This is a genomic window from Kitasatospora sp. NPDC086791, from assembly GCF_040685975.1.
Lineage (GTDB): Bacteria > Actinomycetota > Actinomycetes > Streptomycetales > Streptomycetaceae > Kitasatospora.
On record NZ_JBFBOC010000020.1, the window covers coordinates 35596 to 61591 of the forward strand.

Sequence of the window (25996 nt, forward strand, 5' to 3'; positions counted from 1 at the left end):
CCGGACCCGTCGACCGGACCGCCGGTTGAGTCGGTTCAGTCGGTTCATTCGGTTCAGTCGACGAGTCCGGACTCCCGTGCCGCCAGGGCGAGTTCGGTCCGGTTGCGAACGCCGAGCTTGTGCATCGCGGACTTGAGGTAACCGGTCACGGTGTTGCAGGTCAGGCCCAGTCGGGCGGCGATCTCCGGGTTGGTCCGGCCGGTCGCCGCCCAGCGCAGCACCTCGTGCTCGCGCGGGGTCAACGGCCGTGCGGGGGCGGCCGGCCGGGGCTTCTCACGGCTCCAGGCCGCCGCCCCGGCGAGCGCCCGGGCGGCGGCCCGGGCCAGCGTGTCGACGGCGGCTATCCGGACGTCCCCGAACGGTACGACGGCACGCACCGAGGCGTACACCACGCCGTGCACGGTGGCGCCGTCCATCAGGGGGACGGTGAGCATCGCGTACAGGTCGTCGGCGGCCACGGCCGGATCGTAGTGGTGCGAGATGTCCGTCGCCGCCCGGTAGTCGGGCACCCAGGTGGGCGCGCGCTCGGCGAGCGCGCGCCCACCGAGCCCGAGCCCGGCCGGGACGGCCACGTTGTGCAGCAGGCTCGCCCGGGTGCCGGCCCAGTGGCGCAGCACCATGCCCTCGTCGCCGTTCCGGTGCCCGGGCAGCGGCTCCGGCAGCCCGACCAGCCCGACGTCCACCCCGCACTCCGCCACCACCCGGCGCGCGAGGTCGCCGAGTACGGCGTCCCGCACCAGCTCGGCGGCCCGTGCGGCGACTTCGGCCTCGCCGGGGCGTGCGGCGGCGCCGGCGGGGTGCGCGGATCGGCCGTGGGATCGCGCAGCTTGGGGGGTGTCCGCGCTTTTCATCGCGCGATTCTCACACGCGCCGGGGCCGGTGGCGAGAGTCCTGACATGGGTCTTCGATAGGTCCTTGGTAGGTCTTTCACGAAGTGACGGGCGCCGGTGGCGGGGGCGGCATAGGGTGCGGCCGTGGCTACCGGCGGGTAGCAGCAGCCTTGACCGGAAGGGAAGCCGATGACCGACCCGAAGACACCGACTCCACCCCCGACGGACGTCCTGGGCGGGCTGCTGGCGGACCTACGGGCCGAGAGCGCCGTCCTGGACGGGCTGGTGACCGGCCTGCCGCCGGAGGGCTGGAGCCGGTCGACGCCCGCCGAGGGCTGGACGATCGCGCACCAGATCGCCCACCTCGCCTGGACCGACGACTGGACGTCGCTGGCCGCGCGCGACCCGGAGGGCTTCGGCGCGGCGCTCGGCGACCGCTTCGGCACGCCGCTGGAGGCCGGTGCCGACCCGGTCGAGGAGGGTGCGCGGGAGGGCGCGGCCGCCGAGCCGACGACGCTGCTCGCCCGCTGGCGGGCCGGGCGGGAGGACGTGCTGGCCGCGCTGGCCGCCGCGCCGTCCGACCTGCGGCTGCCCTGGTTCGGCCCGCCGATGAAGCCCGCCTCGATGGCGACCGCCCGGCTGATGGAGACCTGGGCGCACGGCCAGGACGTCGCGGACTCGCTCGGCATCACCCGTGAGCCCACCGCCCGGCTGCGGCACATCGCCCACCTGGGGCTGCGCACCCTGGGCTTCGCCTTCGGCGCGCACGGCCTGCCCGCGCCGGAGCGCCCGGTCCGGCTCGAACTGACCGCCCCCGACGGCGGGACGTGGGCCTTCGGCCCGGCCGACGCGGAGGACGTGGTGGCCGGCCCGGCCCTGGACTTCTGCCTCCTGGTGACCCAGCGCCGCCACCGGGACGACCTCGCACTCACCGCCACCGGTCCGGTCGCCACCGCCTGGCTCCCGATCGCCCAGGCCTTCGCCGGGGCACCGGGCAAGGGGCGGCAGCCGGGGGCGTAACGGGCCGGTGGGGGCCGGTGGGGCTGTCGCCCCGGCCGCCCGGCACCCCGCACGGCCACCGCACACGGCCACCCCGCCCGGCCACCCCGCCCGGAGGCCTCACAGGCCGATCCTGAGCGGGGTGAGCCGGGTGGCGATCAGGTTGGTGGCGCCCCGGTCCCGCTCGATGTGTCCGTGGACCAGCAGCCCGGCCCGGTCCAGGGCGGTGCGGCGCTGGGACTCCCAGACCGGGCGGCTGCAGATCACGTTGATCAGGCCGGTCTCGTCCTCCAGGCTGAGGAAGAGCACCCCGCCGGCCGTCGGCGGCCGCTGCCGGTGGGTGACCAGACCGCCGACCACCACCGCCGTTCCCGGTGGCACGTCCGGGAGTTGGGCGGCCGACAGGGCGCCACCGCGCTCCAGCTGGGTGCGCAGGTGCTGGAGCGGGTGGCTGTCGGCGGAGGTGCCGGTGGCCCACAAATCGGCGATGGTCTCCTCGACCGGGCTCATGCCGGGCAGGTCCGGCGCCTCGGTGCCGGGCGTGGTGCCGGGGATCAGGTCGGCCGACATCCCGGCGAACGCCCCTGCCATCCACAGCGCCTGACGTCTCGTCAGCCCGAAACGGTCGAAGGCGCCCGCGGTCGCCAGTGCCTCCAGGACGGGCGCGGGCAGGCCGGTGCGGCGGGCGAAGTCCTCCAGGTCGGTGTACGGCTGCCCGGCCACGATCGCCTCGGCCTGCGGGGCGCCGATGCCGCGGACGGTCTCCAGGCCGAGCCGGATGGCCGGCTGCGGGCGTCCGGCGGTCAGCGGCGGTTTCGGGGTCGGCCCCCGGTACGGCTCGAGGGCGGGGCGCGCCCCGCTGGCGTTGACGTCCACCCCGCGCACCCGTACGCCGTGCCGCCGGACGTCCGCGACCAGGCTGAGCGGCGAGTAGAAGCCCATCGGCTGGTTGGCCAGCAGGGCGCAGGTGAAGGCCGCCGGGAAGTGGTACTTGAGCCAGGCGCTGGCGTACACCAGGTAGGCGAAGCTGATCGCGTGGCTCTCCGGGAAGCCGTAGTTGGAGAAGGCCTCGATCTTGCCGTAGACGTCCTCGGCGACCTCCGGCGGGATGCCGCGCTCGGCCATCCCGCTCAGCAGCCGCTCGCGCAGCCGGGCGACCCGCTCGTGCGAACGCTTGGCGCCCATCGCCTGCCGCAGCCGGTCGGCCTCGGCGGGGCTGAACCCGGCGCAGTCGATGGCGAGTTGCATCATCTGCTCCTGGAACAGCGGCACCCCGAGGGTCTTGCCGAGCGCGTTCTCCATCAGCGGGTGCGGGCAGCCGGGCGGCTCCACCCCGGCGCGGCGGCGCAGGTACGGGTGGACGGAGCCGCCCTGGATCGGCCCGGGGCGGATCAGCGCGACCTCGACCACCAGGTCGTAGAAGTGGTCCGGCTTGAGCCGGGGCAGGGTGGCCATCTGCGCCCGGGACTCGACCTGGAACACGCCGACGGTGTCGGCCCGGCGCAGCATCGCGTACACGCCCTCGTCGTCGTCCGGGATGGTGGCCAGGTCGTAGCGCAGGCCGTGGTGTTCCGCGACCAGCGCGCAGGCGTCGTGCAGGGCGGCGAGCATGCCAAGGCCGAGCAGGTCGATCTTCACCAGCCCGGCGCCGGCGGTGGACTCCTTGTCCCACTGCAGGACGGAGCGCCCGGGCATCCGGGCCCACTCGGTCGGGCAGATCTCGCCGATCGGCTCCCGGGTGAGCACCATGCCGCCCGAGTGGATGCCCAAGTGGCGTGGCAGGCCGTGGAGTTGGCCGGCGAGTGAGAGCACGTCGGCGGGGATGACGGCGTCCGCGCCGGGGGCGGAGCGGAAGTCGGTCTGCCGGCTGAACGCGTCCACCTGCCCCTGCGGGTAACCGAGCACCCGGGCGGCGTCGCGGATCGCCAGCCGGGGCCGGTAGGTGATGACATTGGCGACCTGGGCGGCGTGCTCGCGCCCGTAGCGGCCGTAGACGTACTGGATGACCTCCTCGCGGCGGCGGTTCTCGATGTCCAGATCGATGTCGGGCGGCCCGTCCCGGGCGGTGGACAGGAAGCGCTCGAACAGCAGCCGGTAGTGGATCGGGTCGACGGCGGTGATTCCGAGGGCGTAGCAGACCGCGGAGTTGGCGGCCGAGCCGCGGCCCTGGCACCAGATGTCCCGGTCCCGGCAGAACTCCACGATGTCGTGCACGATCAGGAAGTAGCCGGCCAGGTCGAGGTCCTCGATCACGTCCAGTTCCTTGGCGAGCTGGCGGCGGGCGGCGGCGTTGCCGGGGCCGAAGCGGGCCGGGCCGCCGGCCGCGACCAGGGCGCGCAGGTGGCTGGTCTCGGTCTCGCCCTCGGGGACGGGGAAGCCGGGCAGCTCCGGGTCCAGCCGGGCGAAGTCGAAGGCGCAGGCCCGGCCGAGTTCGGCAGTGGCCCGCTGCACGCCCGGGAAGCGGGCCAGCCGGCCGGCCATCTCGCGGCCCGAGCGCAGGTGCGCGGTGCCGGCCGCCCTGGTCCAGCCGACCGCGTCCTGCAGGGTGCGGCGCTCGTGCAGCGCGGCGAGGCTCTGCGCGAGGCGTCCCTGGGCGGGGCCGGCGTGGTGGGCGTTGGTGGAGGCGACGGCGGTCAGCCCGTGTCCGGCGGCGAGCGCGGCGAGGGCGTCGTTGCGCCGGTCATCGCCGGGCAGCCACTGGTCGATCAGCTCGACGTACACGTTCTCGCGGCCGAACGCCTCGGTGAGGGTGCGCAGTTGGTGCTCGGGGTCGGGCCGGCCGGGGTCGTCCGGTCGGGGGGCGGGCGGGCCGGGGTCGTACGGTCGAGGGGCGGGCCCGCGCTTCCCGTCGACGGCGGAGAGGGCGGCGAGGGCGGCGGGGACGCGGCCGAGGCGGCAACCGGTGAGCACCGCCCAGTGCCCGCCGTGCGCCTCGGCCAGCGCCGCGAGGTCGTACACCGGGCGGCCCTTCGCGCCGCCGGCCAGCTGGGCGGCGGCGATCGCGGCGGAGAGACGGCGGTAGCCGGCCGGGTCACGGGCGAGGACCAGCAGGTGCTCGGTCTCCTCCGGGGATCGGCGCAGGGTCAGCTCGGCCCCGAACACGGTGGCCACCCCGGTGCCCCGGGCCGCCTCCGCGAGCCGGACGGCGCCGTACAGGCCGTCGTGGTCGGTGATCGCGAGGGTCTCCACGCCCAGCCGGGCTGCCTCGGCGACCAGGGCCTCCGGGTCGCTGGCGCCGTCCAGGAAGCTGAAGGCGGAGTGGACGTGCAGCTCGGCCCAGGGTTCGGCGGAGTTCTTCGGGGCGGCCGGCGGCTCCTCCGGCACGGGACGGCGCAGCGGGACGACCGTACGGTCCGGCGCCGCGCCGGTCAGCCGGCGGTGCAGCTCGCTCCAGGGGAGGGTGGGGTGGCTGGTGAAGCCCATCGGGGGTTGCCTTCGTCGTTCTCGTGCTCGTGCTCCCCCCTGTTCTCTTCGGGTTGTTCTCTTCGGGCCCGAGGACCGCCGGCTAGTCGTAACCGGCCTCCAGGTACCACGCACCCCCCTCCACGGTGAGCAGCAGCGCCCGGCCGCCGCCCACCACCACCTGGAACCGCGCCCGGCGGCGGGCGAGCGACTGGTCCCACCAGTACTCGACCGCCGGCCACGGCCCGGTCCAGCCGTCCACCGGCTCCTCCCTCCCCCGGACCACCACCAGGGCCGGCCGGGCCGACACCCCCGCCCGGCCGTCCACCGTGACCGGCTGCCCGGCCTCGTCCAGCACCCGCACCGGCGCGGGCTCCCGCAGCACCACGGCCGGCCACACCTCCGGCAGCCGCCCCGGCCACGGCGCGTCGGCCGGCACCGCCGCCTCGTACGGCTCGCCCCACGGCACCTTGACCGCCTGCTCCCCCGGGCCGCGCCCGCCGGCCGGCTCGATCCGACGCAGCCCGGCGTGCCCGAGCACCGCCTGCACCCGGGCGACCGCCCGCTCCACCCGGTCGTCGGCGACGGCCTGGCCCCACAGCGCCAGCTGGCGGCCCTGGTCCGGGGAGAGGCCGTCGGGCGCCAGCCGGAGCAGGGTGAAGCCGGTGTCGGGGCCGTCCCCGGCGGCCGCGAAGGTGCCCGCGCCCTGCCACGCCTGGAGCTGCCAGCGGACCCGCTCGGCCAGCGCCGCCGCCGACAGCCGGCCCTCGTGCCGCCACAGCCGGGAGGCCGCCCGGCCGTCCGCGCAGGCCACCTCGACCGCCACCCGGCGGCAGGTCAGCCCGGCTCCGGCCAGCCGCCGGTGCAGCGCCTCGGCCAGCGTGCGGGCGACGAACACCAGCGGCTCGGCCAGCGGCTCCGGCGGGTCGAAGCGCTGCTCGACGGCGAGGTCCGGCTCCTGGTCGCGCGGCACCAGCGGGCGTGGCTGCAGCCCGCGCGCCAGCCGGTGCGCGGCCGTCCCGGACGGGCCGAAGCGGTCCGCGACCGCCTCGGGCGGCAGCGCGGCGAACGCCCCGACGGTGGGCAGGCCGAGCCGCCCGAGCAGCTCGGCCGACGCCTCGTCGCCCAGCGCGCTCACCGGGTACGGGGCGAGGAACTCCGCCGTCCGGCCGGCGGGGACCAGCACCCCGGCGCGGGCGGCGAGCACCGCGGCGAACAGGCCGTCCGCGACGCCGACCTGGGCGTGGGGGGTGCCCGGCGGGGCGGCGCCGGGGGTGTCGGGGGTGTCATGGGTGTCGGGGGTGTCGGGGATCTCGGGGGCTACCGCGCCGGGGACGGCGTCCGGGACGGGCGGCCGTCCGAGGGCGTCCGCCACCGCCGTACGGACCTTGGCGGCCAACGCCTCCTCGCCGCCGAAGTAGCGGCCCGGGCCCTTCACCGGGATCGCGCACAGGCCCGGGCGGATCACCTCAACCCGGGGCGTGAACGCCTCCACCGCCGCGACCACCGGCTCGAAGCGACGGGTTTCCGCCTCCGGGTCGCGGTCGCGCAGCTCCAGCTCCGGGCAGAGCCGCTGGGCCAGCTTGAGCCGCTGCCCCTGCCGCACCCCGGCCGCCCGGGCGCCCGCCGAACAGGCGAGGATCCGGCCACCCTCGGTCACCGCCACCGGGCCGTCACCGGTGACGGCCACCACGGGCCAGTCCGGGCACCAGACCACCAGCACCCGGGGGGTCCGGCCCTCGGTGCTCCCGGCGCTCCCGGTACTCCCGGTACTCCCGGTACTCCCGGCGCTCCCGGGCAGCTCGTTCTCGGACATCTCAGACCACCGCCGCGACGCGTGGTGCGGCCGCTTCCGTCACGGGCTGCGGTTGCTCCCCGGACGGGCCCGCCTGGATCGGGCGCACCTGGTCCGGGTGGGCCCGGATCCGTTCCCGGAGCGGGCTTTCCTTGAACGGACGCTCCTGGAGCGGGCGTTCCTGGAGTGGACGTTCCTGGAGTGGACGTTCCTGGAGTGGACGTTCCTGGAGCGGGCGCACCGCGCCGTGCTCGTCCGGCAGCCAGAGCCGGGTGGTCCGGCCGCGCACCGCCGAGCCGCGGCCCTCGGCCACCACCTCGACCTGCCGCCCGGCGAGCTGCCCGTGGCCGTCGCCCAGCCCGAACCAGCGTCCGGACCGCACCCCCAGCCGCAGCGCCGCGCCCGGCCACGGCCCGGCCACCAGCAGCACGCAGCCGCTGCGCCGCAGCACCGCCGCCAGCCGGGCGGCCAGCTTCGGCGGCACCGGGCCGTCCGGGCGCAGCATGACCAGTTCGACCGCGCCGGCCAGCACGGACACCACCTCGGCCCAGTGCGGCCCCGGGTCGTCCGCGACCAGCAGTCGGCGCAGGTCCAGCCCGTACCCCTCGGCAGCGGCGAGTCCGAGGTCCGGCAGCCCGACCGCCGCCGCCCAGCCACCCTCGGTCTCCCGCACCCCGGCGGCGAGCGCCAGCAGCAGCCCGGTGTCCCCACCCGCCACCGACACCGCGGTCCCGCGCCGCAGCCCGCCCTCCGGCAGCACCTCCCGCAGCGCGGACGGCACCGGCAGCAGTCCCCGGACCCCCGCCCGCCCCTCGCCCGGCTCCCCCGCCTCCCCCGGCACGGCAGCCGGAAGCACCACCGGTCGGAGCGCGGGGCGTACGGGCTGCTCGACGGCGGATTCGAAAACAGATTCGAAAACGGGCACAACCCCAGGATCGAACATTCGTTCGCAAAGATTCAAGTCCGACTCGACAGCCCCACCGGTCACTCTCCGTGCTCCCCCACCCCGCCGAAGGCCGAACCTTCTCGCTGGATCCCGGCGACCGGCAGGTCCGCCTCACCGCAGGTCGAGCGGTCGGCTGCCGAAGGGCGGGGCGGCCTGCCGGTCGCGGCGACCTCATCGGCCGGGTACTCGAAGAGCGCCCCCGTGGACCGTTTTCACTCGACGTAGTCTCGTTCCGCGATCAACGGACACGGGACAACCGGCGTCTTCAAGAACCGATGCACGAATACGGCGCCGACGCTCGAATGCCGTATCAGCCACTTCCCCGTACACATCTCCTCGGCCGAATCCGGCGAGGACCGCGAGATCACCGGACCGGTCGAAGTCGACGCCGTGGCCGCGATCGTGACCGTCCACCAGACCCAGAACGACGATGCGGCCTCCGTGCTCCGGTGACAGCCCGAATCCGCTCGACGGCTCGGACGGCAGCCGGACATCGAAATATGTGAAGAAGCCGGCCCGGGAATCCCCGTACGATCGGCGTCGGAACGCGCGAAAACACAGTCCCGGTCGGTAGTCCGGGCACAGTCGGCCCCCAGCCGGCCGTCAGTAACCTCCCTCCCAGGGTGTCCGGCGCGTACCTCCCGGCGCGCGATCGCGCGCGGGACGTGGCAACAACCATGGGAGGACGCACCATGCCGAGCACGTTCAGCGTGTTCTTCGACGACCCGTTCTGGGTCGGGGTGCTGGAGATCGCGGGCCCCGACGGGGTCCGCGCGGCACGCCATGTCTTCGGGGCCGAGCCCGGCAACGCGGAGTTGCTGGAGTTCGTCCGTCGAGACTTCGGCCGGCTGTTGGGCGCCGCACTCGCCGCACCCGAGGTGACCGTCGAACGGCGGGCACGGCGGCAGCCGGTGAACCCCAAGCGGCTCGCCCGGCAGGCCGCGAAGGAGCTGGCGGCCCGGCCGCTGAGCACCGCCGCCGAGGAGGCGCTGACCCGGGCGCACGAGGAAGCCGGGCACCTCAACCGTGCGGCAGCCAAGCGCCGAGCCGCCGAGGACGCCCGCGAGCGGCGGGAGTCGGCCAGGCGGCAGGCCGGGAAGCGGCACCGGGGGCGGTAGTCCCGTGCCACGCCGCCCGTCCCGGCCATCCCGCCGGGACGGGCGGTCTCCTGCGCTCGGTAGCCCGGGCTACCGGGCTACCGGGCTACCGACAAGCATTCTTTCCTTGACAAATTTTTTTGTCGGATGGAGGCTGGAGGGGTGCTGGACGTCGCTGTGATCGAAGAACCCGCCGCGGCCGAGGCGTCCCTGGACCCGATCCGGGCCCGGATCCTCGCCGCCCTGGCCGAACCCGGTTCGGCCGCCATGCTGGCCACCCGCCTGGGCCTGCCCCGGCAGAAGGTCAACTACCACCTGAAGGAGCTGGAGCGGCACCGGCTGGTCGAACTCGCCGAGGAGCGGCGCAAGGGCAACGTCACCGAACGGGTGTACCGCGCCACCGCGGCCTCCTACGTGATCTCCCCCAGCGTCCTGGCCGCCGTCAGCCCGGACCCCGCCCGCTCCCCCAACCAGCTCTCCGCCAACTGGCTGCTGGCCCTGGGCTCCCGGCTGGTGCAGGAGGTCGGGACCCTGCTGACCGGCGCCGCCCGGGCCCGGCGGCGGGTCGCCACCTTCGGCGTCGACGCCCAGGTGCGGTTCGCCTCCGCGGCCGACCGGACGGCCTTCGCCGAGGAACTGGCCCAGGCCGTGGCGACCCTCGTCAGCCGGTACCACGACGAGTCCGCCCCCGGGGGGCGCAGCCACCGGGTGGTGGTCGGGCTCCACCAGATCCCCTCGACGGCACGACCCTGCGGCGAAGCTGAAGCCGGAACCGAAGCACCGCAGGCCGGAGGCGGGGGCGAAACCGGAACGCCGCAGGCCGGCACCGAAGCCGAGACCGAAGCGAACCAGGAGAACCCGCGATGACCCACCCGTTCGAGATCGAGCTGGAGACCTCCCTGCCCGCGAGCCCGGAGCAGGTCTGGGAGGCGATCGCCACCGGACCGGGCATCGACTCCTGGTTCATGGGCCGCAACGAGCTGGACCCGCGCGAGGGCGGCACCGCCGTCATGGAGACCGGAGGCCACCGCGCGGAGGCGGTGATCACCGCCTACGAGCCCGGCAAGCGCCTGGCCACCCGTACGGCCACCGCCGAGGACGGCCGCTTCATGGCCTTCGAGTACCTGATCGAGGGCCGGGACGGCGGCGCCACCGTGCTCCGCGTCGTCCACAGCGGCCTGCTCGGCGACGACTGGCAGGACGAGTACGACGCGCTGCGCCGCGGCTGGCCCTTCCACCTCCACACGCTCCGCGAGTACCTCACCCACTTCCCCGGACGCACCGCCGTCCCCGTCTTCGCCGCGGCACCGTCCGCCGGGCGGCCCGCCCCGGAGATCCGGACGGCCCTCGCCGGCGCCCTGTCGCTGCCTCTCCCGGTCACCGTGGGCGCGCGGGCCCAGGTCGAACCGGCCGGTCTGCCGCCGCTGGAGGGCGAGGTGGTCTGGGCGGACGACGAACGCTTCGAGGTCCGCAGCGCCGACGGGCTCTACGCCTTCCACCACGGCCCAGGCCTGGCGCTGATGTTCCACCACCTCTTCGGTCCCACGCCGGACGGGGCCGAAGCCTCCTGGCAGCGCTGGCTGACCGGGCTGCTCGCCTGATCGCGTGAGCGCCTGACGGACGAGGCCGCACGACCCGTACGACCGGACGCACCGACGACCGGACCCACACGAGAACGAGGAACAGAGGAACCACCGATGCGCACCCTGATCAGCACTGCCTTCATCTCGCTCGACGGCGTCGTCGACTCCCCCGGCGGAGAGCCCGGTTACCGGAACTCCGGCTGGACCTTCAAGGACGTCGAGTTCCTCCCCGAAGCGTTCGAGATCAAGGGACGGGAGCAGGAGGAGGCCACCGCGATGCTGCTGGGCCGGGTCAGCTACCAGGCGTTCAGCCCGGTCTGGCCGGACATGGCGGACTTCGCCCGCTACAACTCCCTGCCCAAGTACGTCGTCTCCACCACCCTCACCGACGACGACCTGGTACCGAACTGGGGCGAGACCACCATCCTGCGCTCGCTCGACGAGGTCGCGGCCCTGAAGGAGACCGAGGGCGGCCCGATCATCGTCCACGGCAGTGCCACCCTGAACCGGGCCCTCTCGGACGCCGGCCTGATCGACCGCTACCACCTGCTCGTCTACCCCCTGCTGCTCGGCGCGGGCAAGCGCCTGTTCAGCGGCACGGACAAGGACGCGCAGAAGCTGAAGCTGGTCGAGCACGAGGTGTACGGCAACGGCCTGCAGAAGCAGGTCTTCGACGTGGTCCGCTGACCGCACCACCCTCACCCGATAGCCGACACATCGTCAGTTCCTCTACGAGGTGCGCCAGATGAACACCTCGGTGCTCGGCTGCCGTTCCGAGAACAGGCCGGTCGGCGAGGCCCGCGCAAGCAGCTCGCGGAGGTCCGTCTCGAAGGCCGGGCGACGATCGGCGAAGAGGTGCGGGGCCGAGGAGGAGAGCGAGAAGACGCCCGCGACCGTGTCATCGGCGGTACGCTCCAGCGGCTGCCCGCCCGGGACGACGATCCGCTGCGGACCGGCGAAGCCCGCCCGGGCGAGGACCGCGGCCTCGTCGCCCGGCGTGCCGTGCGGCAGCAGTCCCTGACCGGCCCGGCGGACCGGTCCGAGGTAGCGCCGGACCAGCTCGCCGACGGCGGCGTACGGCACCGGCGGGTGCGGCCCCGGATCCCGTTTGACGTCCGGCTTCAGGCCCGGCTCCGGGCCTCCCGGCTTCAGGTCCGAGACGTGCACCAGCGCGCCGCCGGGGCGCAGCAGCCGCCGTACGGTCGCCGCCACCAGGTCGCGGTCCATCCAGTGGAAGGACTGGCCGAAGGTCGCCACCGTGAAGGTGTCGAGCCCCGGGGGCAGGTCCTCGGCCCGGGCCCGCACCCAGGTGACCCCGGACCGCCCGGCCCCCGCCCGCCGTGCCTCGGCGATCATCCCGGCGTCCGGGTCCACCCCCACCACCTCGCCGAACAGGTGCGCCAGCCCCAGCGCCAGCGTCCCCGGCCCGCACCCCACGTCGAGCAGCCGCCCGCGACCGTCCAGCCCCAGTGCGCCGACCAGTGCCTCCGCCAGGCCGGGGGCGTACGGGAGCCTGCCGCGCGTGTAGTGGGCGGCCGCTCCGGCGAACAGCGTCTCGTCCCAGGTCCAGCCGTCGGTCATGTCCACCCCTTCGCGGCGGTCACCGGGTCAACGGCCTTGATCATGGCACGGGTTGGCGATCGGGATCGAGCCGGACATCGATGGACAGGCCTCTTGCGATCAACAGACTGATCCCATGACTGCGACGGATGACAAGACCGACCTCCGGGTCTACCTCCAGGACGCCCGCGACGCGCAGCTCTGGCAGCTCGACGGCCTCTCCGAGTACGACCTGCGCCGCCCGCTCACCCCCACCGGCACCAACCTGCTGGGCCTGGTCAAGCACCTCACCGGGGCTGAGGCGCTGTACCTCGGCGACACCTTCGGGCGGCCCTTCCCGGAGCCGACCCCGCTGTGGTTCACCGGCGACACCGAGCCGAACGGCGACCTGTGGGCGCGGGCGGACGAGAGCACCGAGGAGATCGTCGGGCGCTACCGACGGGTCTGGGTGCACTCGGACGCCACCGTCGAGTCCCTGCCGCTGGACGCGACCGGCCGACTGCCGTTCGGCAGCCGCCCCGAACAGACCCTGCACCGGGTCCTCGTCCACCTGATCGCCGAGAGCCACCGCCACGTCGGCCACGCCGACCTGGTCCGCGAGCTCGTGGACGGCGCCGTCGGCCAGCGGCCCGACGGTGTCAACACCGCCGAGGGCGACGCGGACTGGTGGCGGGCCCACCACGACCGCGTGGAGCGGGCGGCCCGGAAGGCCTGCGGGCTCACCTGACCCGTAGGACCCGCCCGACCAGTCCGGCCCGCCGGGTACGGTCCCCGGATGGACTCGATGGAGTGGATCGGCCCCGGTCCGGGGGCGGGACGGGGGCGGGACGGGGGCGGGACGGGGGCGGCGGCGCGTGATCGCCGTAGGGTGTCCGGCGTGACCGGTACGGAGCAGGGTGCGCGGATGGCCGTCCGGTGCTGGGACTGCGGGGGCACCGCCGTCCGCAGCGTCGGGCAGTTCCTGATGCAGGGGCGGGAGTTGGGGTGGGACGCCGAGCGCTCCTGCCCGCACTGCGACGCCTATCTGTGCGAGCAGTGGGGCACGGGGGAGGTGCCGGACGACGTCCGCGAGGCTCTGCTGACCGCCCACGGACCGGCCCGGCTGCGACTCGCCGGGCCGCTCACCGACCCGGTCGCGGCGCTGCGGGCGCTCCGCGAGGGCTCGGCGACCTCACTCCGGCAGGCGCGTGAACTCCTCGACGAGCTGAGGGACTTCTGCCTGAGCGGGACGGCCGTCGAGATGGCGTACTGGCGGGCACGGCTGGCCGAGCGGGGCGTCGCGGCGGAGGTCACCGACGGCTTCGGACGGGCGTACCGGTACGTGGGACCGCCCGAGCTGCGCGAGGCCGGGGGTTCCGGCGGTCGACCGGTGCGGACGGCCGAGGAGTTCACTGCCTGGGTGGGCGCGCGGACGGCGGAGGAGCTGGCGGAGCCCTTCACCTTCGTGGTCGACCTGGGCGGCGCGCTGCGGCTCGCCCCGCGCCGTAGCGAGCATGTCGCCTGCGCGGGTGGGGACTTGGTGCTGAGCGCCGGGGAGATCGGGTTCCGCCGGTCGGGCCGGGGTCGTGAGGTCGAGGATCGTGAGACCGGGGACTGGGAGGTCGGGGACTGGGAGGTCGGGACGGTCAGCAACCACTCCACCGGCTACTGCCCCGACACCGCCTCCTGGCCCGCCGTGACCAGCGCCCTCACCCGCATCGGCCTGCCGCACCCGGGCGCCTTCACGTACGCGGCGGTCTTCCGCCGCTGCCCCCGGTGCGCCGAGTGCAACCTCGTCCGTGAGGAGCACTACGCCTGCGCCTTCTGCGACGCGGACCTGCCCGAGCGCTGGAACGTGGACCCGACGGGCCTCGGGGTGCAGGCGGGCCTCGGGGTGCAGGCGGACCTCGGGGCGTAGGCGGACCTCGGGGCGTAGGGGCCCCGGCGGGTGGGGGCCAGGGGCCGAAACCCGCGTGGCGATGTCGGACCGGGCCGCTAGGGTCTGGAGATCAGGGCCGGGGAGGGGTGGGGTACATGGGGTGTGAGCGGGTGGCAGGTGTGCCCGGCGGGGTGGTGCACGCGGGGAGCCGGGAGTTCCTGGCGCGGGAGGGGTTGCCGGCCGCCGGGGCGTTCCTGGACTTCGGCGTGCTCGCGACCGGGGTGCTGCAGCCGTTCCCCGGGGACGCGGAGCGGCTGTTCGTCCTCGGGGAGACGGACTACTGCACGCCCTTCGCCGCCGTCGGCAACCTGGTGCTGCTGGACGGGGCGACCGGCCAGGTGCTCCTGGACAACGGCGGCCCGCGACGCGACCTGCTGGCCTCCGACCTGACCGCGCTGGCCGGCCTGGTGCGGGAGGTGGAGGCGGTCGCCGAGGCCGCCCGGCGGCCGGAGGCCCTGGACGGACGGCGCGGACCGGCCGTCGTCGCCGAGGTGCTGGCGCGGGCCGAGCGGCTGATGCGGGAGGCCGATCCGGGCCTGTTCGCGAGCGGCGCCACGCCGCCCGCGCACTGGAGCACCGCGCTGCTGGTGCACGCACTGGGCTGGGGCGCGCTGCCGGGCGGCCCGGACGGGCCCGCGTACGAGGTGGGCGCGGAGCTCGTGGCGGAGCTCGCGACGCTGACGGACCAGGACGACGGCACCGGACAGGTGCACCGCTTCCGGCCCGAGCACCTGCCCACCGCCCTGGTGCACGAGCCGACCCGGCGGCTGCTGACCGAGGTCGGGCTGCCGCTGGGCGGCGCGATCTTCGGGGTGTGCGAGGAGCCGCTCGTCACCATGGGCGAGGCGTACCCCGAGTACTTCGACGGCGAGGAGGAGCGCCCGTACCAGCGGGACTTCATCGCCCTCGGGGACTGGCCGACCGACCTCACCGTCGCCCTGGACGGCGCCACCGGCCGGCTGGAACTGCCCGACTGGTACGACGACGGCCAGCCCGAGGCCTACCTGAACCGCGACCTGTCCGCCCTGCTCTACGCCCTCTGGACGTACGAGCGGCTGCGCGCCGAATGGGAGCGCTGGGACTACGGCCGGGGCCGCGGCACCTGGGCGGTGTTCGACCCGCAGTCGCTGCTGAGCACGGTGGTGGACCGGCTGGTGGAGGCCGTCGACCCGGAGGCCTTCGCCTCGCCCGGCCGCTCCTGGCGGCTGCTCGCCGAGGACGGGCACATGGGCGGCCTGCTGGGATGACGTCGCGTCCCACCGGGGCCGACGACCGCCGCCGGTACGCTGCCCCGGTGACGAACACCCGTACGGCGGGCGGTCGGCGACGGCGGGCGGTGGCCCTCGCCGGTGCCGCCGTCCTCTCCCTCGCCTCGGCGGGCGGGCTGTACGAGCTGCTGTACGTCCGGTCGCTGGACTACGCCGAGCGCTGCGAACACGGCCTGGTGTCGGGGGGCGGACGGCTGCTGGAGACGGGCGCGTCCTGGCTGCCGCCGGACGCCTGGTGCCGGTTCGAGCACCGGAGCCTGTCCACCACCCCGTTCTGGGCGTTGCTGCTGTTCTACGGCCTGCTGACGGTGGTGGCGTGGGCGGGGGCCGGCCTGGTCCGGCTGGCCCGGCCGCGTCCGTACCCGGGGCTGGACTGGCAACCGGGCCCCGGACCGGGCTGACCGGGATCCGGACCGGGCTGACGGGGCTCGTCCGGGGACTCGGACGTCAGGACTTGAAGCTGCCGCAGCGGCAGCTCCTACCGTCGTGACCAGGGCCGGAGGAACCGGCCCCGGTACGACGAACGTGGGGACCCGGAAACGAGGGGAGGCGGCCATGGCCTGGCCGATCGCGGAGGTGGCCCGGCTGTCCGGGGTGACCGCCCGGACGCTGCGGCACTACGACGAGATCGGGCTGCTGCCGCCGGCCCGGATCGGCTCCAACGGCCACCGCTACTACGAGGAACGGCAGTTGCTGCGACTGCAGCAGATCCTCGTGCTGCGGGCGCTGGGGGTGGGGCTGACCGAGATCGCCCGGATCCTGGGCGATCGGGTGGACGAGCTGGACGCCCTGCGGGGCCACCACCGACGGCTGGTCGCCGAGCGCGACCGGCTGGACGCCCTGGCCGCCACCGTCTCCCGCACGATCGCCGACCTGGAACGCTCCCGGAAGGACGGCACACCCATGACCATCAACCGCCCCGAGAACCTCTTCGAGGGCATCCGGCCCACCGACGTCGACGCGAGCCTGCGCGACTTCCCCGAGCACGCCGAGGCGGCCCGGCGCGCGACCGCCGCGATGAGCCCGGACGAGATCGAGGCCGGACAGCGCGAGCGGACCGCGCGCATGATCCGCCTGGCCGAGCTGATGGCGTCCGGCCACCCGGCCGACGCCGAACCCGTCCAGAGCATGATCGACGAGGAGTACCGGCTGCTCGGCACGGTCCGGCCGGTCCCGGCGGAGGAGTACCTCGCGATGGCGCGCTCCTGCACCGGGAACGAACGGTGGAGCGCCGCGTACGAGGCCATCGCCCCGGGCCTGGCCGGGTACCAGCGGACCGCCATGGAGGCGTACGCGGCGGCGCGGCTGTCCTGACCCCGGCCGCCCGGGTGCGGCCGGGGTTCGGCGGGCCGCTCCCGCCGGGGACGGGCCCTGCGGGAGCGGCCCTCCGCCGCAGGGGGTTGGCTCGCCGCCGAACCGGTCATTTAGGCTGGTGACGTGCTCATCCTTGTTCGCCGCCGCCACGTGGACCTGCTCCGCGTGACCACCATGTCCTGTCGACGCTCCGGCTGAACCTCGCTCCACCCACCCTCAACGGCGGCCCCGCCCGGCCGCCCCCCGCCTCCCGGCTCCCGGAGCACCCGCCGCACCAGGCACTGCTCAGGCGCCCCCGGTCGACCACCGGGCCCGGCCGGGACGAGACCCAGCGGATGTCACACATGACGCAGCAGCACACCCCCATATCCGAAACCGGCTCCGGTTCCGGCTCCACCCCCACGGACGCCCTCCCGGTGATCGACCTCTCGCTCGCCGACGGCAGCGCGGAGGACCGCCGCCGCCTGCACGACGAGCTCCGCGCCGCGGCGACCGGTGTCGGCTTCTTCCAGCTCGTCGGCCACGGCGTCACGGCGGAGGAGACGGCCGCGCTCACCCGGGCCATGCGCGCCTTCTTCGCCCTCCCCGAAGCCGACCGGCTCGCCGTGAGCAACCTCAACTCCCCCCACTACCGGGGCTACACCCGCACCGGCGACGAACGGACCGGCGGCAGCCAGGACTGGCGCGACCAGCTGGACATCGGTGCCGAGCTGCCCCCGCACGTCCCCGGCGCCGACGAGCCCCCGTACTGGTGGCTGGAGGGCCCCAACCAGTGGCCCGCGGCGCTGCCCGAGCTGCGCACCGCCGCGCTCGGCTGGATCGACCACCTCGGCGCCGTCGCCCGCCGGCTGCTGCACGAACTCCTCACCGCGATCGGCGCCCGCCCCGACTTCTACGACGAGGCCTTCGCGGGCCACCCCCACCTGCGCCTCAAGCTGGTCCGGTACCCCGGCACCGCCCCGGACGGCGCCGGCCAGGGCGTCGGCGCCCACAAGGACTACGGCTTCATCACCCTGCTGCTCCAGGACACCGTGGGCGGACTCCAGGTCGAGCGCCAGGACGGCGGCTTCCTGGACGTCCCGCCGCTCGAAGGCGCCTTCGTCGTCAACCTCGGCGAGCTGCTGGAGGTCGCCACGGACGGCTACCTCAAGGCCACCAGCCACCGGGTGGTCAGCCCGGCCGGGGCCCGCGAGCGCTTCTCCGTCCCGTTCTTCTACAACCCGCGCCTCGACGCCCACATCGCGCCGCTGGACTTCCCGCTCGCCCACCACGCCCCCGGCGCCACCGAGGACCCCGACAACCCCCTCTTCGCCGACTTCGGCCTCAACGAGTGGAAGGGCTACACCCGGGCCCACCCCGAAGTCACCCGCCGCCACCACTCCGCCCTCGCCTGACCGACCCCGTGCCCGGCACGCCCGCGGCCGTGCCGGGCACGGCACCACCGCGGTCCACCAGTGGACCGGCACCGCCCGCACTGTCACACTGCTGGTGTCACAGCAGGAGTGTGCCAGTGCGGGAGGCAGCGGATGGGGGAGCACGGCGCCGTGGCGGGCGAGGTGCGGCTGACGGTGGACGAGCTGGCGGCGCGGGCCGGGGTGACGGTGCGGACGGTGCGGTTCTACGGGACGAAGGGGCTGCTGCCGCCGCCGGAGCTGGGGCCTCGGCGGGTGGGGCTGTACGGCGCGGCGCACCTGGACCGGCTGGGGCTGATCGAGGAGCTGCAGCGCCAGGGGCTCACGCTGGCGGCGATCGAGCGGTACCTGGCGAGCCTGCCGGAGGACAGCACGCCGCTGGACCTGGCGATCCACCGGGCGCTGGTGGCCTCGTGGACGCCGGAGGCCGTCGAGCGGCTGGGCCGGGCCCAGCTGGAGCGGCGCGCCGGGCGGGAGCTGTCGCAGGAGCAGGTCGGGCGGCTGGCGGCGATGGGGGCGCTGGAGCGGACCGACGACCCGGAGGTGTTCCGGGTGGATCCGGGCCTGCTGCCGCTGGGCGTGCGGATCCTGGACGTGCCGATCCCGCTGGAGACCCTGCTGGCCGCCCGGGCGGTGCTGCTGGAGCACAGCCGGGCGACGGCACGGGAGTTGCAGCGGCTGTTCCGGGAGACGGTGTGGAAGCCGTACCGGGAGAGCGAACCGGCGCCGGAGGAGCTGGCCCGGATGAAGGCGCTGACGGACCACATCCAGCCGATGGTGGCGCAGGCCCTGGTCACGGCGTTCCAGCGCTCGCTCCGGGAGGAGCTCGGCGAGGAACTGGCGGGGGAACCGCCAGCGGAACCGGCGGCAGAACCGGCCGAGGAACATCGGCGAGGAGTGGAGCCCGCCGCCGGGTGAGGCCGTGCGGGGCACGGCCTCACCCGGCGGCGGGGCAGGATCCGGAGCAGGACCCCGGCCAGGACCCGGAGCCGCCCCCGGGATCAGTCCGTGAACGTCCGCCCCTCCGCCGCGATCCGCTCCAGCAGCGCCGGCGGCGCGAACCGCTCGCCGTACGCGGCGGCGAGTTCACGGGCGCGGGCCGCGAAGCCCGCCGGGCCGCCCTCGTACCCGTTGATGTACTGGAACACGCCCCCGGTCCAGGCCGGGAAGCCGATGCCGAGGATCGAGCCGACGTTGGCGTCGGCGACCGAGGTCAGCACGCCCTCCTCCAGGCAGCGCACCGAGTCCAGCGCCTCGCTGAACAGCATCCGCTCCTTGAGGTCCTCGAAGGGCACCGCGGCGGCGTCCGCGCCGGAGCCGGCGAAGTGCTCCAGCAGCCCCGGCCAGAGCCGCCCGCGCCGGCCGTCCTCGCCGTACTCGTAGAAGCCCGCGCCGCCGCTGCGCCCCGGGCGGCCGAACTCGTCGACCATCCGGTCGACCACCGCGTCGGCCGGGTGCGGCGTCCAGGTGCCGCCGTCCTCCTCGACCGAGCGCCGGTACTCGTCGCGGATCTTGCGCGGGAGGGTGAGGGTGAGCTCGTCCATCAGCGAGAGCACCTTGGCCGGGTAGCCGGCCTGGGCGGCGGCCTGCTCGATGCTGGACGGGTGGATGCCCTCACCGACCATGGCGACGCCCTCGTTGAGGAACTGGCCGATCACCCGCGAGGTGAAGAAGCCACGCGAGTCGTTGACCACGATCGGGGTCCTGTCGATCTGCCGGACCAGGTCGAAGGCGCGGGCGAGGGCCTCGTCGCCGGTCTGCGGGCCGCGGATGATCTCCACCAGCCGCATCTTGTCGACCGGCGAGAAGAAGTGCAGCCCGATGAAGTCGCCGGTGCGCCGGACGCCTTCGGCGAGCAGGCCGATCGGCAGGGTGGAGGTGTTGGAGCAGAGCAGCGCGTCGGGGGCGACGACGCCCTCGACCTCCTGGAACACCTTGTGCTTGAGCTCGGTGTTCTCGAACACCGCCTCGATCACCGTGTCGCAGCCGGCCAGGTCGGCGGCGTCGCCGGTGGGGGTGATCCGGGCGAGCAGTTCGTCGCGCTTGGCCTCGGTGGAGCGGCCGCGCGCGATGGCCTTGTTCAACAGCCCTTCGGAGTAGGCCTTTCCGCGCTCGGCGGCCTCGGCGCTGACGTCCTTGAGGACGACCTCGATACCGGCCTTGGCGCAGGCGTAGGCGATGCCCGCGCCCATCATCCCGGCGCCGAGCACGGCGACCTTGCGGGCCGGCCGGCGCTCGACGTCCTTGGGGCGTCCGGCACCGGAGTTGACCGCCTGCATGTCGAAGAACAGCGCCTGGATCATGTTCTTGCTGGTCTGGCCGCAGGCGAGCTCGGTGAAGTAGCGGGCCTCGATCACCATCGCGGTGTCGACGTCCACCTGGGCGCTCTCCACCGCGGCGGCCAGGATGTTGCGCGGGGCCGGGTAGGGCGCGCCGTTCAGCTGCTTGCGCAGGTTGGCCGGGAAGGCGGGCAGGTCGGCGGCGAAGGCCGGGGTCGCCGGGGTGCCGCCGGGGATCTTGTACCCCTTGACGTCCCAGGGCTGGACGGCGCTCGGGTTGGCCTCGATCCAGGCGCGCGCCCGGGCGGTCAACTCCTCGGAACTGTCGACCAGTTCGTGCACCAGCCCGTGCTCCAGGGCCTGCGCCGGGCGGTACTGGCGGCCCTGCAGCAGGTACGTCAGCAGGGCGTCGGTGATGCCGAACAGCCGCACCGTACGGACCACTCCGCCGCCGCCCGGCAGCAGGCCGAGGGTGACCTCGGGCAGGCCGATCCGGCTCGCCGGGGTGTTCAGCGCGATCCGGTGGTGGCAGGCGAGGGCGAGCTCCAGGCCGCCGCCGAGCGCGCTGCCGTTGACGGCGGCGACGACCGGCTTGCCGAGGGTCTCCAGGGTGCGCAGCGAGCGCTTGATCCGCATCGACTTCTCGAAGACGGCCTCGGCGTCCTCGGGGCGGGCGGCGGAGAGCATCCGCAGGTCCCCGCCGGCGAAGAAGGTCTTCTTGGCGGAGGTGATCACCACGCCGCGCAGCGCGTCCCCGAGCCCGGCCAGCCGGCCGACGACGGTCTCGAAGTCGGCGGTGAAGGCCTCGTTCATGGTGTTGACGGACTGGGTGGGGTCGTCGAGGACGAGGGTGACCACGCCGTCCTGGTCCTGCTCCCAGCGGATGGTGGTGGTGTCGCTCATGGGTTCACGGTCTCCAGGTCTGCAAAGCGAGGTGCCACGCGACGGGGGTCCTGCCGGACGCCGTCCGGGGAGGCGCCCCCGAGATGGGTGGTGGCGGGCGACGGGTGGGCTCACACGCGCTCGACGATGGTGGCGATGCCCATGCCGCCGCCCACGCAGAGGGTGATCAGGCCGTAGCGCAGGTCGCGCCGCTCCAACTCGTCGACGACGGTGCCGAGCAGCATCGCGCCGGTGGCGCCGAGCGGGTGGCCGAGGGCGATCGCACCGCCGTTGACGTTCACCTGGTCGGGGCGGAAGCCGAGTTCGCGCATGAAGCGGAGCGCGACGGCCGCGAAGGCCTCGTTGATCTCGACCAGGTCGATGTCGGCGGCGGTGAGCCCGGCCTTGGCGAGCGCCTTGCGGGTGGCCGGGGCGGGACCGGTGAGCATGATGGTCGGCTCGGAGCCGGAGACGGCGGCGGAGACGATCCGGGCGCGCGGGCGCAGGCCGTACCGCTCGCCGACCTCGCGGTTGCCGATGGCGACGAGCGCGGCGCCGTCCACGATGCCGGAGGAGTTGCCCGCGTGGTGGACGTGGTCGATCGCCTCCACCCAGTGGTACTTCTGCAGGGCGACGGCGTCGAAGCCGCCGGCCTCGCCGATGGCGGCGAAGGAGGGCTTGAGGCCGGCCAGGGTGTCGACGGTGGTGCCGGGGCGGATGAACTCGTCGCGCTCCAGCACGACCAGGCCGTTGCGGTCGCGCACCGGGACCACCGAGCGGTCGAACAGGCCGTCCGCCTGGGCCTTGGCGGCGCGGGCCTGGGACTCGGCGGCGAAGGCGTCCACGTCGGTGCGGGAGAGACCCTCGATGGTGGCGATCAGGTCGGCGCCGATGCCCTGCGGGACGAAGTTCGTCTCGTACGCGGTCATCGGGTCGGCGAACCAGGCGCCGCCGTCGGAGGCCATCCTGACCCGGGACATCGATTCCACCCCGCCGGCCAGGATCAGCTCCTCCCAGCCCGAACGGACCTTGGCCGCGGCCAGGTTGACGGCTTCCAGGCCGGAGGCGCAGAAGCGGTTCTCCTGGACGCCGGCGACGGTGTCGGGCAGGCCGGCCGCGACGGCGGCGATCCGGGCGATGTCGGAGCCCTGGTCGCCGACCGGGCTGACCACGCCCAGCACGATGTCGTCGATCGCGGCCGGGTCCAACTCGGGGAACCGGCGGCGCAGTTCGTGGATCAGGCCGACGACCAGGTCGATCGGCTTGGTGCCGTGCAGCGAGCCGGTGGCCTTGCCCCGGCCGCGCGGGGTGCGGATCGCGTCGTAGACGTACGCTTCGGTGGTCACGATGGGAATGCCTTTCGGGGCTTCGGAAGCTTCGGAGGGGTTCGGGGGCCGCGAGGCTTCGGGGGCTTCGGGGGCTTCGGGGGCTTCGGGCCGAGGAGGCACCGGGCGGGGCTCAGCCGAGGACGGAGCGGCCCACGATCTCCTTCATGATCTCGGTGGTGCCTCCGTAGATGGTCTGTATGCGGCCGTCGGTGAACGCCCGGGCGACCGGGAACTCGGTCATGTACCCGTATCCGCCGTGCAGTTGGAGGCACCGGTCGGCGGTGCGCTTCTGCAGCTCGGTGGCCCACCACTTGGCCATCGAGGCGTCGGCCGGAGTGAGCGCGTAGCGGTTGTGCTCGGTGATGCAGCGGTCGACGAAGGCCCGGGTGACGGCGCACTCGGTGGCCAGTTCGGCGATCTCGAAGCGGACGTGCTGCAGCTTGGCGAGCGGCCGGCCGAACGCCTCGCGCTGCTTGACGTAGTCGGTGGTGATCTCGACCAGGTACTCGGCACCGGCGATCGCCGCGGCCGCGATGGTGAGCCGCTCCTGGGCGAGGTTCTGCATCAGGTGGACGAAGCCGCCGTTGAGCTCGCCGATCAGGTTCTCCTTCGGCACCCGGACGTCCTCGAAGAACAACTCGGCGGTGTCCTGGGCCTTCTGGCCGATCTTGTCGAGGTTGCGGCCGCGCTCGAAGCCGGGCGTGCCGCGCTCGACGGCCAGCAGGCTCAGGCCGTGCGCGCCGCCCTCGGGGGTGGTGCGGGCGACCACGACGACCAGGTCGGCGAGGATGCCGTTGGAGATGAAGGTCTTCGCGCCGTTGAGCAGGAAGTGGTCACCCCGGTCGACCGCCTGGGTGCGGATGCCCTGCAGGTCGGAGCCGGTGCCGGGCTCGGTCATCGCGATCGCGGTGATCAGCTCGCCGGAACAGAAGCCGGGCAGCCAGCGGCGCTTCTGCTCCTCGGTGGCGAGCGAGGTCAGGTAGGGGCCGATGATGTCGTTGTGCAGGCCGATCGCCAGCCCGGAGGCGCCCGCCCGGGCGAACTCCTCGGCCAGCACCGCGGCGTAGCGGAAGTCCGGGGTGCCGCCACCGCCGTACTCCTCGGGGACGGCGATGCCGAGCAGGCCCTGGCGCCCGGCCGCGAGCCAGACGGAGCGGTCGACGATGCCGGCCTTCTCCCAGCGGTCGTAGTGCGGCAGCACCTCCTTGGTGAGGAAGGCCCGCACGGTGGCCCGGAAGTCGTCGTGCTGCTCGGTGAAGATCTCGCGCTGCAACGCTACTCTCCTTGCTCTGCTGCGGAGTCGACCGCATCGAGGCCGGTCGCGTCGAGGTCGGTCACGTCGAGGCCGGTCGCGTCGGACGTGTCTGCCGTGGAGCCGAGGCCTGGTACGCCCCAGTCCCGGGCCACCTCGGCGGTGTCCGCCCCCGGCCGGGCCGGCGGGCGGCGCAGCGCGCCGGGGGTGGCGGAGAAACGCGGGGCGGGGGCGGGCTGGGTGACGCCGTCCGCCTCGACGTACGTCCCGCGCGCCGACAGGTGGTCGTCCACCGAAGCCTGACGCATCGTCAGCACCGGTTCCACGCAGGCATCGGAGCCCGCGAAGACGGTCTCCCACTCGGCCCTGGTCCGGGTGGCGAAGCGGTCCGCGATCCGGGCGCGCAGTTCGGGCCAGCGGGCGAGGTCGTACTGGCCGGGCGCGTCCGGGCCGAGCTCCAGCAGCCGGGCGAACTCGGCGTAGAAGCGCGGCTCCAGCGCGCCGACGGCCAGGTGCCCGCCGTCGGCGGCCCGGTAGACCGCGTAGAACGGCGCACCGCCGTCCAGCAGGTTGACGCCCCGGCGGTCCTGCCAGTGGCCGGCCGCGAGCAGCCCCCACAGCATGCTGCCGAGGTGCGCCGCACCGTCCACGATCGCGGCGTCCACCACCTGGCCGGCACCGGTGGCCCGGGCGTGGTGCAGTCCGGCGAGCAGGCCGACGACCAGGTAGAGCGAGCCGCCCGCGTAGTCGCCCAGCAGGTTGGCCGGGATCCCGGGCGCCGCGTCGGCGCCGCCCGGCGCCGCCACCATCCCGAGCACCCCGGCCACCGCCGCGTACCCGAGGTCGTGCCCGGCGGTCGCGGCCCGGGGCCCGTCCTGCCCCCACCCGGTCATCCGCCCGTACACCAGCGCCGGATTGCGCGCCAGGCAGGCCTCCGGGCCGACACCGAGCCGCTCCGCGACACCGGGCCGGTAGCCCTCGATCAGCAGGTCGGCGCGCTCCACCAGGTCCAGCACCAGTCCGGGCCCCGCGGGCGACTTCAGGTCGACCAGCACCGAGCGCTTGTTGCGGTTGCTGAGGTCGTACGCCGGGTCCGTCCCGAGCGGCGACGGCTCGGGCCGGTCCACCCGCACCACGTCCGCCCCGAGGTCCCCCAGCAGCATCGCGGCGAAGGGCCCGGGCCCGATCCCCGCGAGCTCCACCACCCGCACACCCGCCAACGGCCCGCCCGCCGAGGGCCCGCCCGCCGACGGAGCCGGGCCGCCCGTACCCGCTGGACTGCTTGTGTCACGCACCGGCCGCAGAACCCTTCAGGGTTTGACAGTAAAGCTGTAACACTCGGGATGATAGGCAAGCGACCCGCCGGTAACAAGACCTCCGCGCCGGTCCGCTCCCCCTCGGCCGCCCCGGCACCGGAAGCAGCTCCCCGCAGCCGGGGCACGGCGATCGATGTAATGGTCTATGCTGCGAAGCATCCATTACGAGTGACAACGGGGGAATCGTCATGACCACTGCCCGGCAGGCCACCCGCACGGTCGTCGCCGCCTCCGAGCGGCTGGTGCTCACGCAGCCGCAGCAGGGCGACGTCGAGGCCGTGTTCGCCGTGCACGGGGATCCGGAGACCAACCGGTACAACCCGAACGGGCCGCAGCGGGACCTGGCGGCGGCACAGGAGGCGCTGGACGGGTTCGTGGCCGACTGGGTGCGGGACGGGGTGGGGTACTGCGCGGTGTCGACGCGGGCGGAGCCGGAGGTGATCATCGGGTTCGCCGGGCTGTACCTGCACACGCTGGACGGGGAGCGGGTGTTCAACCTCTACTACCGGTTCCGGCCGTCCGCCTGGGGCCAGGGGTACGCGGCCGAGGCGTCCCGGGCGGCGATGGCCGAGGCGCGGCCGCGGTTCCCCGGGATCCCGGTGGTCGCCCTGATCCGGGCCGACAACCTGCCCTCCCGCCGGCTCGCCGAGCGGCTCGGGCTGGTGGCGGACCCGGACGGGCGGGTCGACGCGGAGGACCGGCTGATCCACCGCATGGCCTGACCCGACCGACCCGAGCCGACCCGACTCGGCCGACTCGACTCGACTCGACTCGACCCGGAGATCCCCCGCCGGGGGAGGGGGATCACGCTCGGG

The 25996-nt window shown here is 74.5% G+C and carries 22 protein-coding genes; 13 read left to right on the forward strand and 9 right to left on the reverse strand.

Translation table 11 applies throughout. From position 1 onward, the window contains the following. Positions 1–53 precede the first annotated feature (53 nt). Complete coding sequence (locus tag AB0Q99_RS24030; protein ID WP_363575006.1) at positions 54–851, reverse strand: LuxR C-terminal-related transcriptional regulator; 798 nt, start codon at positions 849–851, stop codon at positions 54–56. A gap of 168 nt (positions 852–1019) precedes the next feature. Between AB0Q99_RS24030 and AB0Q99_RS24035 the strand changes: the two genes are divergently transcribed. Then, positions 1020–1850 carry a TIGR03084 family metal-binding protein gene (locus AB0Q99_RS24035; protein ID WP_363575008.1) on the forward strand — a complete coding sequence of 277 codons (831 nt, stop codon included), beginning with the start codon at positions 1020–1022 and terminating at the stop codon, positions 1848–1850. A 99-nt stretch (positions 1851–1949) separates the two neighbouring features. Here the strand turns inward: AB0Q99_RS24035 and AB0Q99_RS24040 are convergent, their stop codons facing one another. From AB0Q99_RS24040 to AB0Q99_RS24050, 3 genes are all read right to left on the reverse strand, one after another. Then, the gene (locus AB0Q99_RS24040) at positions 1950–5252 is read right to left on the reverse strand and encodes an error-prone DNA polymerase (protein WP_363575010.1); all 3303 of its coding nucleotides are present in this window, start codon (positions 5250–5252) and stop codon (positions 1950–1952) included. A gap of 82 nt (positions 5253–5334) precedes the next feature. Continuing rightward, positions 5335–7047 (reverse strand): DNA polymerase Y family protein, encoded by a 1713-nt coding sequence (locus tag AB0Q99_RS24045; protein ID WP_363575012.1) that lies wholly within the window; start codon positions 7045–7047, stop codon positions 5335–5337. 1 nt (position 7048) lies between these two features. Further along, a complete protein-coding gene (locus AB0Q99_RS24050) occupies positions 7049–7951 on the reverse strand; it encodes a hypothetical protein (protein ID WP_363575014.1) in 903 nt (300 codons plus the stop codon). 713 nt (positions 7952–8664) lie between these two features. Between AB0Q99_RS24050 and AB0Q99_RS24055 the strand changes: the two genes are divergently transcribed. The 4 genes from AB0Q99_RS24055 (at position 8665) to AB0Q99_RS24070 (ending at position 11339) form a co-directional block, all read left to right on the forward strand. After that, positions 8665–9090 (forward strand): YjdF family protein, encoded by a 426-nt coding sequence (locus AB0Q99_RS24055; RefSeq protein ID WP_363575016.1) that lies wholly within the window; start codon positions 8665–8667, stop codon positions 9088–9090. Positions 9091–9231: 141 nt separating this feature from the next. Next, complete coding sequence (locus AB0Q99_RS24060; RefSeq protein ID WP_363575018.1) at positions 9232–9936, forward strand: helix-turn-helix domain-containing protein; 705 nt, start codon at positions 9232–9234, stop codon at positions 9934–9936. Beyond that, positions 9933–10670 carry an SRPBCC domain-containing protein gene (locus tag AB0Q99_RS24065; RefSeq protein WP_363575020.1) on the forward strand — a complete coding sequence of 246 codons (738 nt, stop codon included), beginning with the start codon at positions 9933–9935 and terminating at the stop codon, positions 10668–10670. The genes AB0Q99_RS24060 and AB0Q99_RS24065 overlap by 4 nt, the downstream gene beginning before the upstream one ends. A gap of 96 nt (positions 10671–10766) precedes the next feature. After that, positions 10767–11339, forward strand: a complete 573-nt coding sequence (locus AB0Q99_RS24070) for a dihydrofolate reductase family protein (protein ID WP_363575022.1) — start codon at positions 10767–10769, stop codon at positions 11337–11339. A 42-nt stretch (positions 11340–11381) separates the two neighbouring features. On the opposite strand, the gene AB0Q99_RS24075 is transcribed toward AB0Q99_RS24070, so the two are convergent. After that, positions 11382–12233 carry a methyltransferase domain-containing protein gene (locus AB0Q99_RS24075; RefSeq protein WP_363575024.1) on the reverse strand — a complete coding sequence of 284 codons (852 nt, stop codon included), beginning with the start codon at positions 12231–12233 and terminating at the stop codon, positions 11382–11384. Between the two features lie 115 nt (positions 12234–12348). Between AB0Q99_RS24075 and AB0Q99_RS24080 the strand changes: the two genes are divergently transcribed. The 7 genes from AB0Q99_RS24080 to AB0Q99_RS24110 all read left to right on the forward strand — a co-directional run bounded on the left by AB0Q99_RS24080 (position 12349) and on the right by AB0Q99_RS24110 (position 19042). Continuing rightward, positions 12349–12939: a DinB family protein gene (locus AB0Q99_RS24080; RefSeq protein WP_363575026.1), complete on the forward strand. Its 591-nt coding sequence runs from the start codon at positions 12349–12351 to the stop codon at positions 12937–12939. A 150-nt stretch (positions 12940–13089) separates the two neighbouring features. Beyond that, positions 13090–14109 (forward strand): hypothetical protein, encoded by a 1020-nt coding sequence (locus tag AB0Q99_RS24085; RefSeq protein ID WP_363575028.1) that lies wholly within the window; start codon positions 13090–13092, stop codon positions 14107–14109. A 131-nt stretch (positions 14110–14240) separates the two neighbouring features. Continuing rightward, on the forward strand, positions 14241–15377 hold the full coding sequence (locus AB0Q99_RS24090) for an SUKH-4 family immunity protein (RefSeq protein ID WP_363575029.1): 1137 nt from the start codon (positions 14241–14243) through the stop codon (positions 15375–15377). A gap of 47 nt (positions 15378–15424) precedes the next feature. Continuing rightward, complete coding sequence (locus AB0Q99_RS24095; RefSeq protein WP_363575031.1) at positions 15425–15799, forward strand: hypothetical protein; 375 nt, start codon at positions 15425–15427, stop codon at positions 15797–15799. A gap of 154 nt (positions 15800–15953) precedes the next feature. Continuing rightward, entirely contained in the window at positions 15954–16712 is a 759-nt protein-coding gene (locus tag AB0Q99_RS24100; RefSeq protein ID WP_363575033.1) for a MerR family transcriptional regulator, read from the forward strand. A 344-nt stretch (positions 16713–17056) separates the two neighbouring features. After that, complete coding sequence (locus tag AB0Q99_RS24105) at positions 17057–18106, forward strand: 2-oxoglutarate and iron-dependent oxygenase domain-containing protein (RefSeq protein ID WP_363575035.1); 1050 nt, start codon at positions 17057–17059, stop codon at positions 18104–18106. 132 nt (positions 18107–18238) lie between these two features. Beyond that, the gene (locus AB0Q99_RS24110) at positions 18239–19042 is read left to right on the forward strand and encodes a MerR family transcriptional regulator (RefSeq protein ID WP_363575037.1); all 804 of its coding nucleotides are present in this window, start codon (positions 18239–18241) and stop codon (positions 19040–19042) included. A gap of 83 nt (positions 19043–19125) precedes the next feature. On the opposite strand, the gene AB0Q99_RS24115 is transcribed toward AB0Q99_RS24110, so the two are convergent. The 4 genes from AB0Q99_RS24115 to AB0Q99_RS24130 all read right to left on the reverse strand — a co-directional run bounded on the left by AB0Q99_RS24115 (position 19126) and on the right by AB0Q99_RS24130 (position 25085). Beyond that, positions 19126–21306: a 3-hydroxyacyl-CoA dehydrogenase NAD-binding domain-containing protein gene (locus AB0Q99_RS24115; protein ID WP_363575039.1), complete on the reverse strand. Its 2181-nt coding sequence runs from the start codon at positions 21304–21306 to the stop codon at positions 19126–19128. A 110-nt stretch (positions 21307–21416) separates the two neighbouring features. Then, positions 21417–22631 (reverse strand): acetyl-CoA C-acetyltransferase, encoded by a 1215-nt coding sequence (locus tag AB0Q99_RS24120; RefSeq protein WP_363575041.1) that lies wholly within the window; start codon positions 22629–22631, stop codon positions 21417–21419. Positions 22632–22743: 112 nt separating this feature from the next. Further along, a complete protein-coding gene (locus AB0Q99_RS24125) occupies positions 22744–23886 on the reverse strand; it encodes an acyl-CoA dehydrogenase family protein (RefSeq protein WP_363575042.1) in 1143 nt (380 codons plus the stop codon). 2 nt (positions 23887–23888) lie between these two features. After that, positions 23889–25085 (reverse strand): CaiB/BaiF CoA-transferase family protein, encoded by a 1197-nt coding sequence (locus AB0Q99_RS24130; protein ID WP_363575044.1) that lies wholly within the window; start codon positions 25083–25085, stop codon positions 23889–23891. A gap of 284 nt (positions 25086–25369) precedes the next feature. On the opposite strand from AB0Q99_RS24130, the gene AB0Q99_RS24135 reads away from it, so the two are divergent. Then, positions 25370–25903, forward strand: coding sequence for a GNAT family N-acetyltransferase (locus AB0Q99_RS24135; RefSeq protein ID WP_363575046.1), 534 nt, complete (start codon positions 25370–25372; stop codon positions 25901–25903). The last annotated feature ends 93 nt before the right edge of the window (positions 25904–25996 follow it).

Coding starts and splice junctions, on each gene's coding strand:
- AB0Q99_RS24030 (WP_363575006.1), bottom strand. CDS start 851: ATGAAAAGCGCGGACACCCCCCAAGCTGCGCGATCCCACGGCCGATCC.
- AB0Q99_RS24035 (WP_363575008.1), top strand. CDS start 1,020: ATGACCGACCCGAAGACACCGACTCCACCCCCGACGGACGTCCTGGGC.
- AB0Q99_RS24040 (WP_363575010.1), bottom strand. CDS start 5,252: ATGGGCTTCACCAGCCACCCCACCCTCCCCTGGAGCGAGCTGCACCGC.
- AB0Q99_RS24045 (WP_363575012.1), bottom strand. CDS start 7,047: ATGTCCGAGAACGAGCTGCCCGGGAGCGCCGGGAGTACCGGGAGTACC.
- AB0Q99_RS24055 (WP_363575016.1), top strand. CDS start 8,665: ATGCCGAGCACGTTCAGCGTGTTCTTCGACGACCCGTTCTGGGTCGGG.
- AB0Q99_RS24065 (WP_363575020.1), top strand. CDS start 9,933: ATGACCCACCCGTTCGAGATCGAGCTGGAGACCTCCCTGCCCGCGAGC.
- AB0Q99_RS24070 (WP_363575022.1), top strand. CDS start 10,767: ATGCGCACCCTGATCAGCACTGCCTTCATCTCGCTCGACGGCGTCGTC.
- AB0Q99_RS24075 (WP_363575024.1), bottom strand. CDS start 12,233: ATGACCGACGGCTGGACCTGGGACGAGACGCTGTTCGCCGGAGCGGCC.
- AB0Q99_RS24080 (WP_363575026.1), top strand. CDS start 12,349: ATGACTGCGACGGATGACAAGACCGACCTCCGGGTCTACCTCCAGGAC.
- AB0Q99_RS24100 (WP_363575033.1), top strand. CDS start 15,954: ATGGCCTGGCCGATCGCGGAGGTGGCCCGGCTGTCCGGGGTGACCGCC.
- AB0Q99_RS24105 (WP_363575035.1), top strand. CDS start 17,057: ATGACGCAGCAGCACACCCCCATATCCGAAACCGGCTCCGGTTCCGGC.
- AB0Q99_RS24110 (WP_363575037.1), top strand. CDS start 18,239: ATGGGGGAGCACGGCGCCGTGGCGGGCGAGGTGCGGCTGACGGTGGAC.
- AB0Q99_RS24115 (WP_363575039.1), bottom strand. CDS start 21,306: ATGAGCGACACCACCACCATCCGCTGGGAGCAGGACCAGGACGGCGTG.
- AB0Q99_RS24135 (WP_363575046.1), top strand. CDS start 25,370: ATGACCACTGCCCGGCAGGCCACCCGCACGGTCGTCGCCGCCTCCGAG.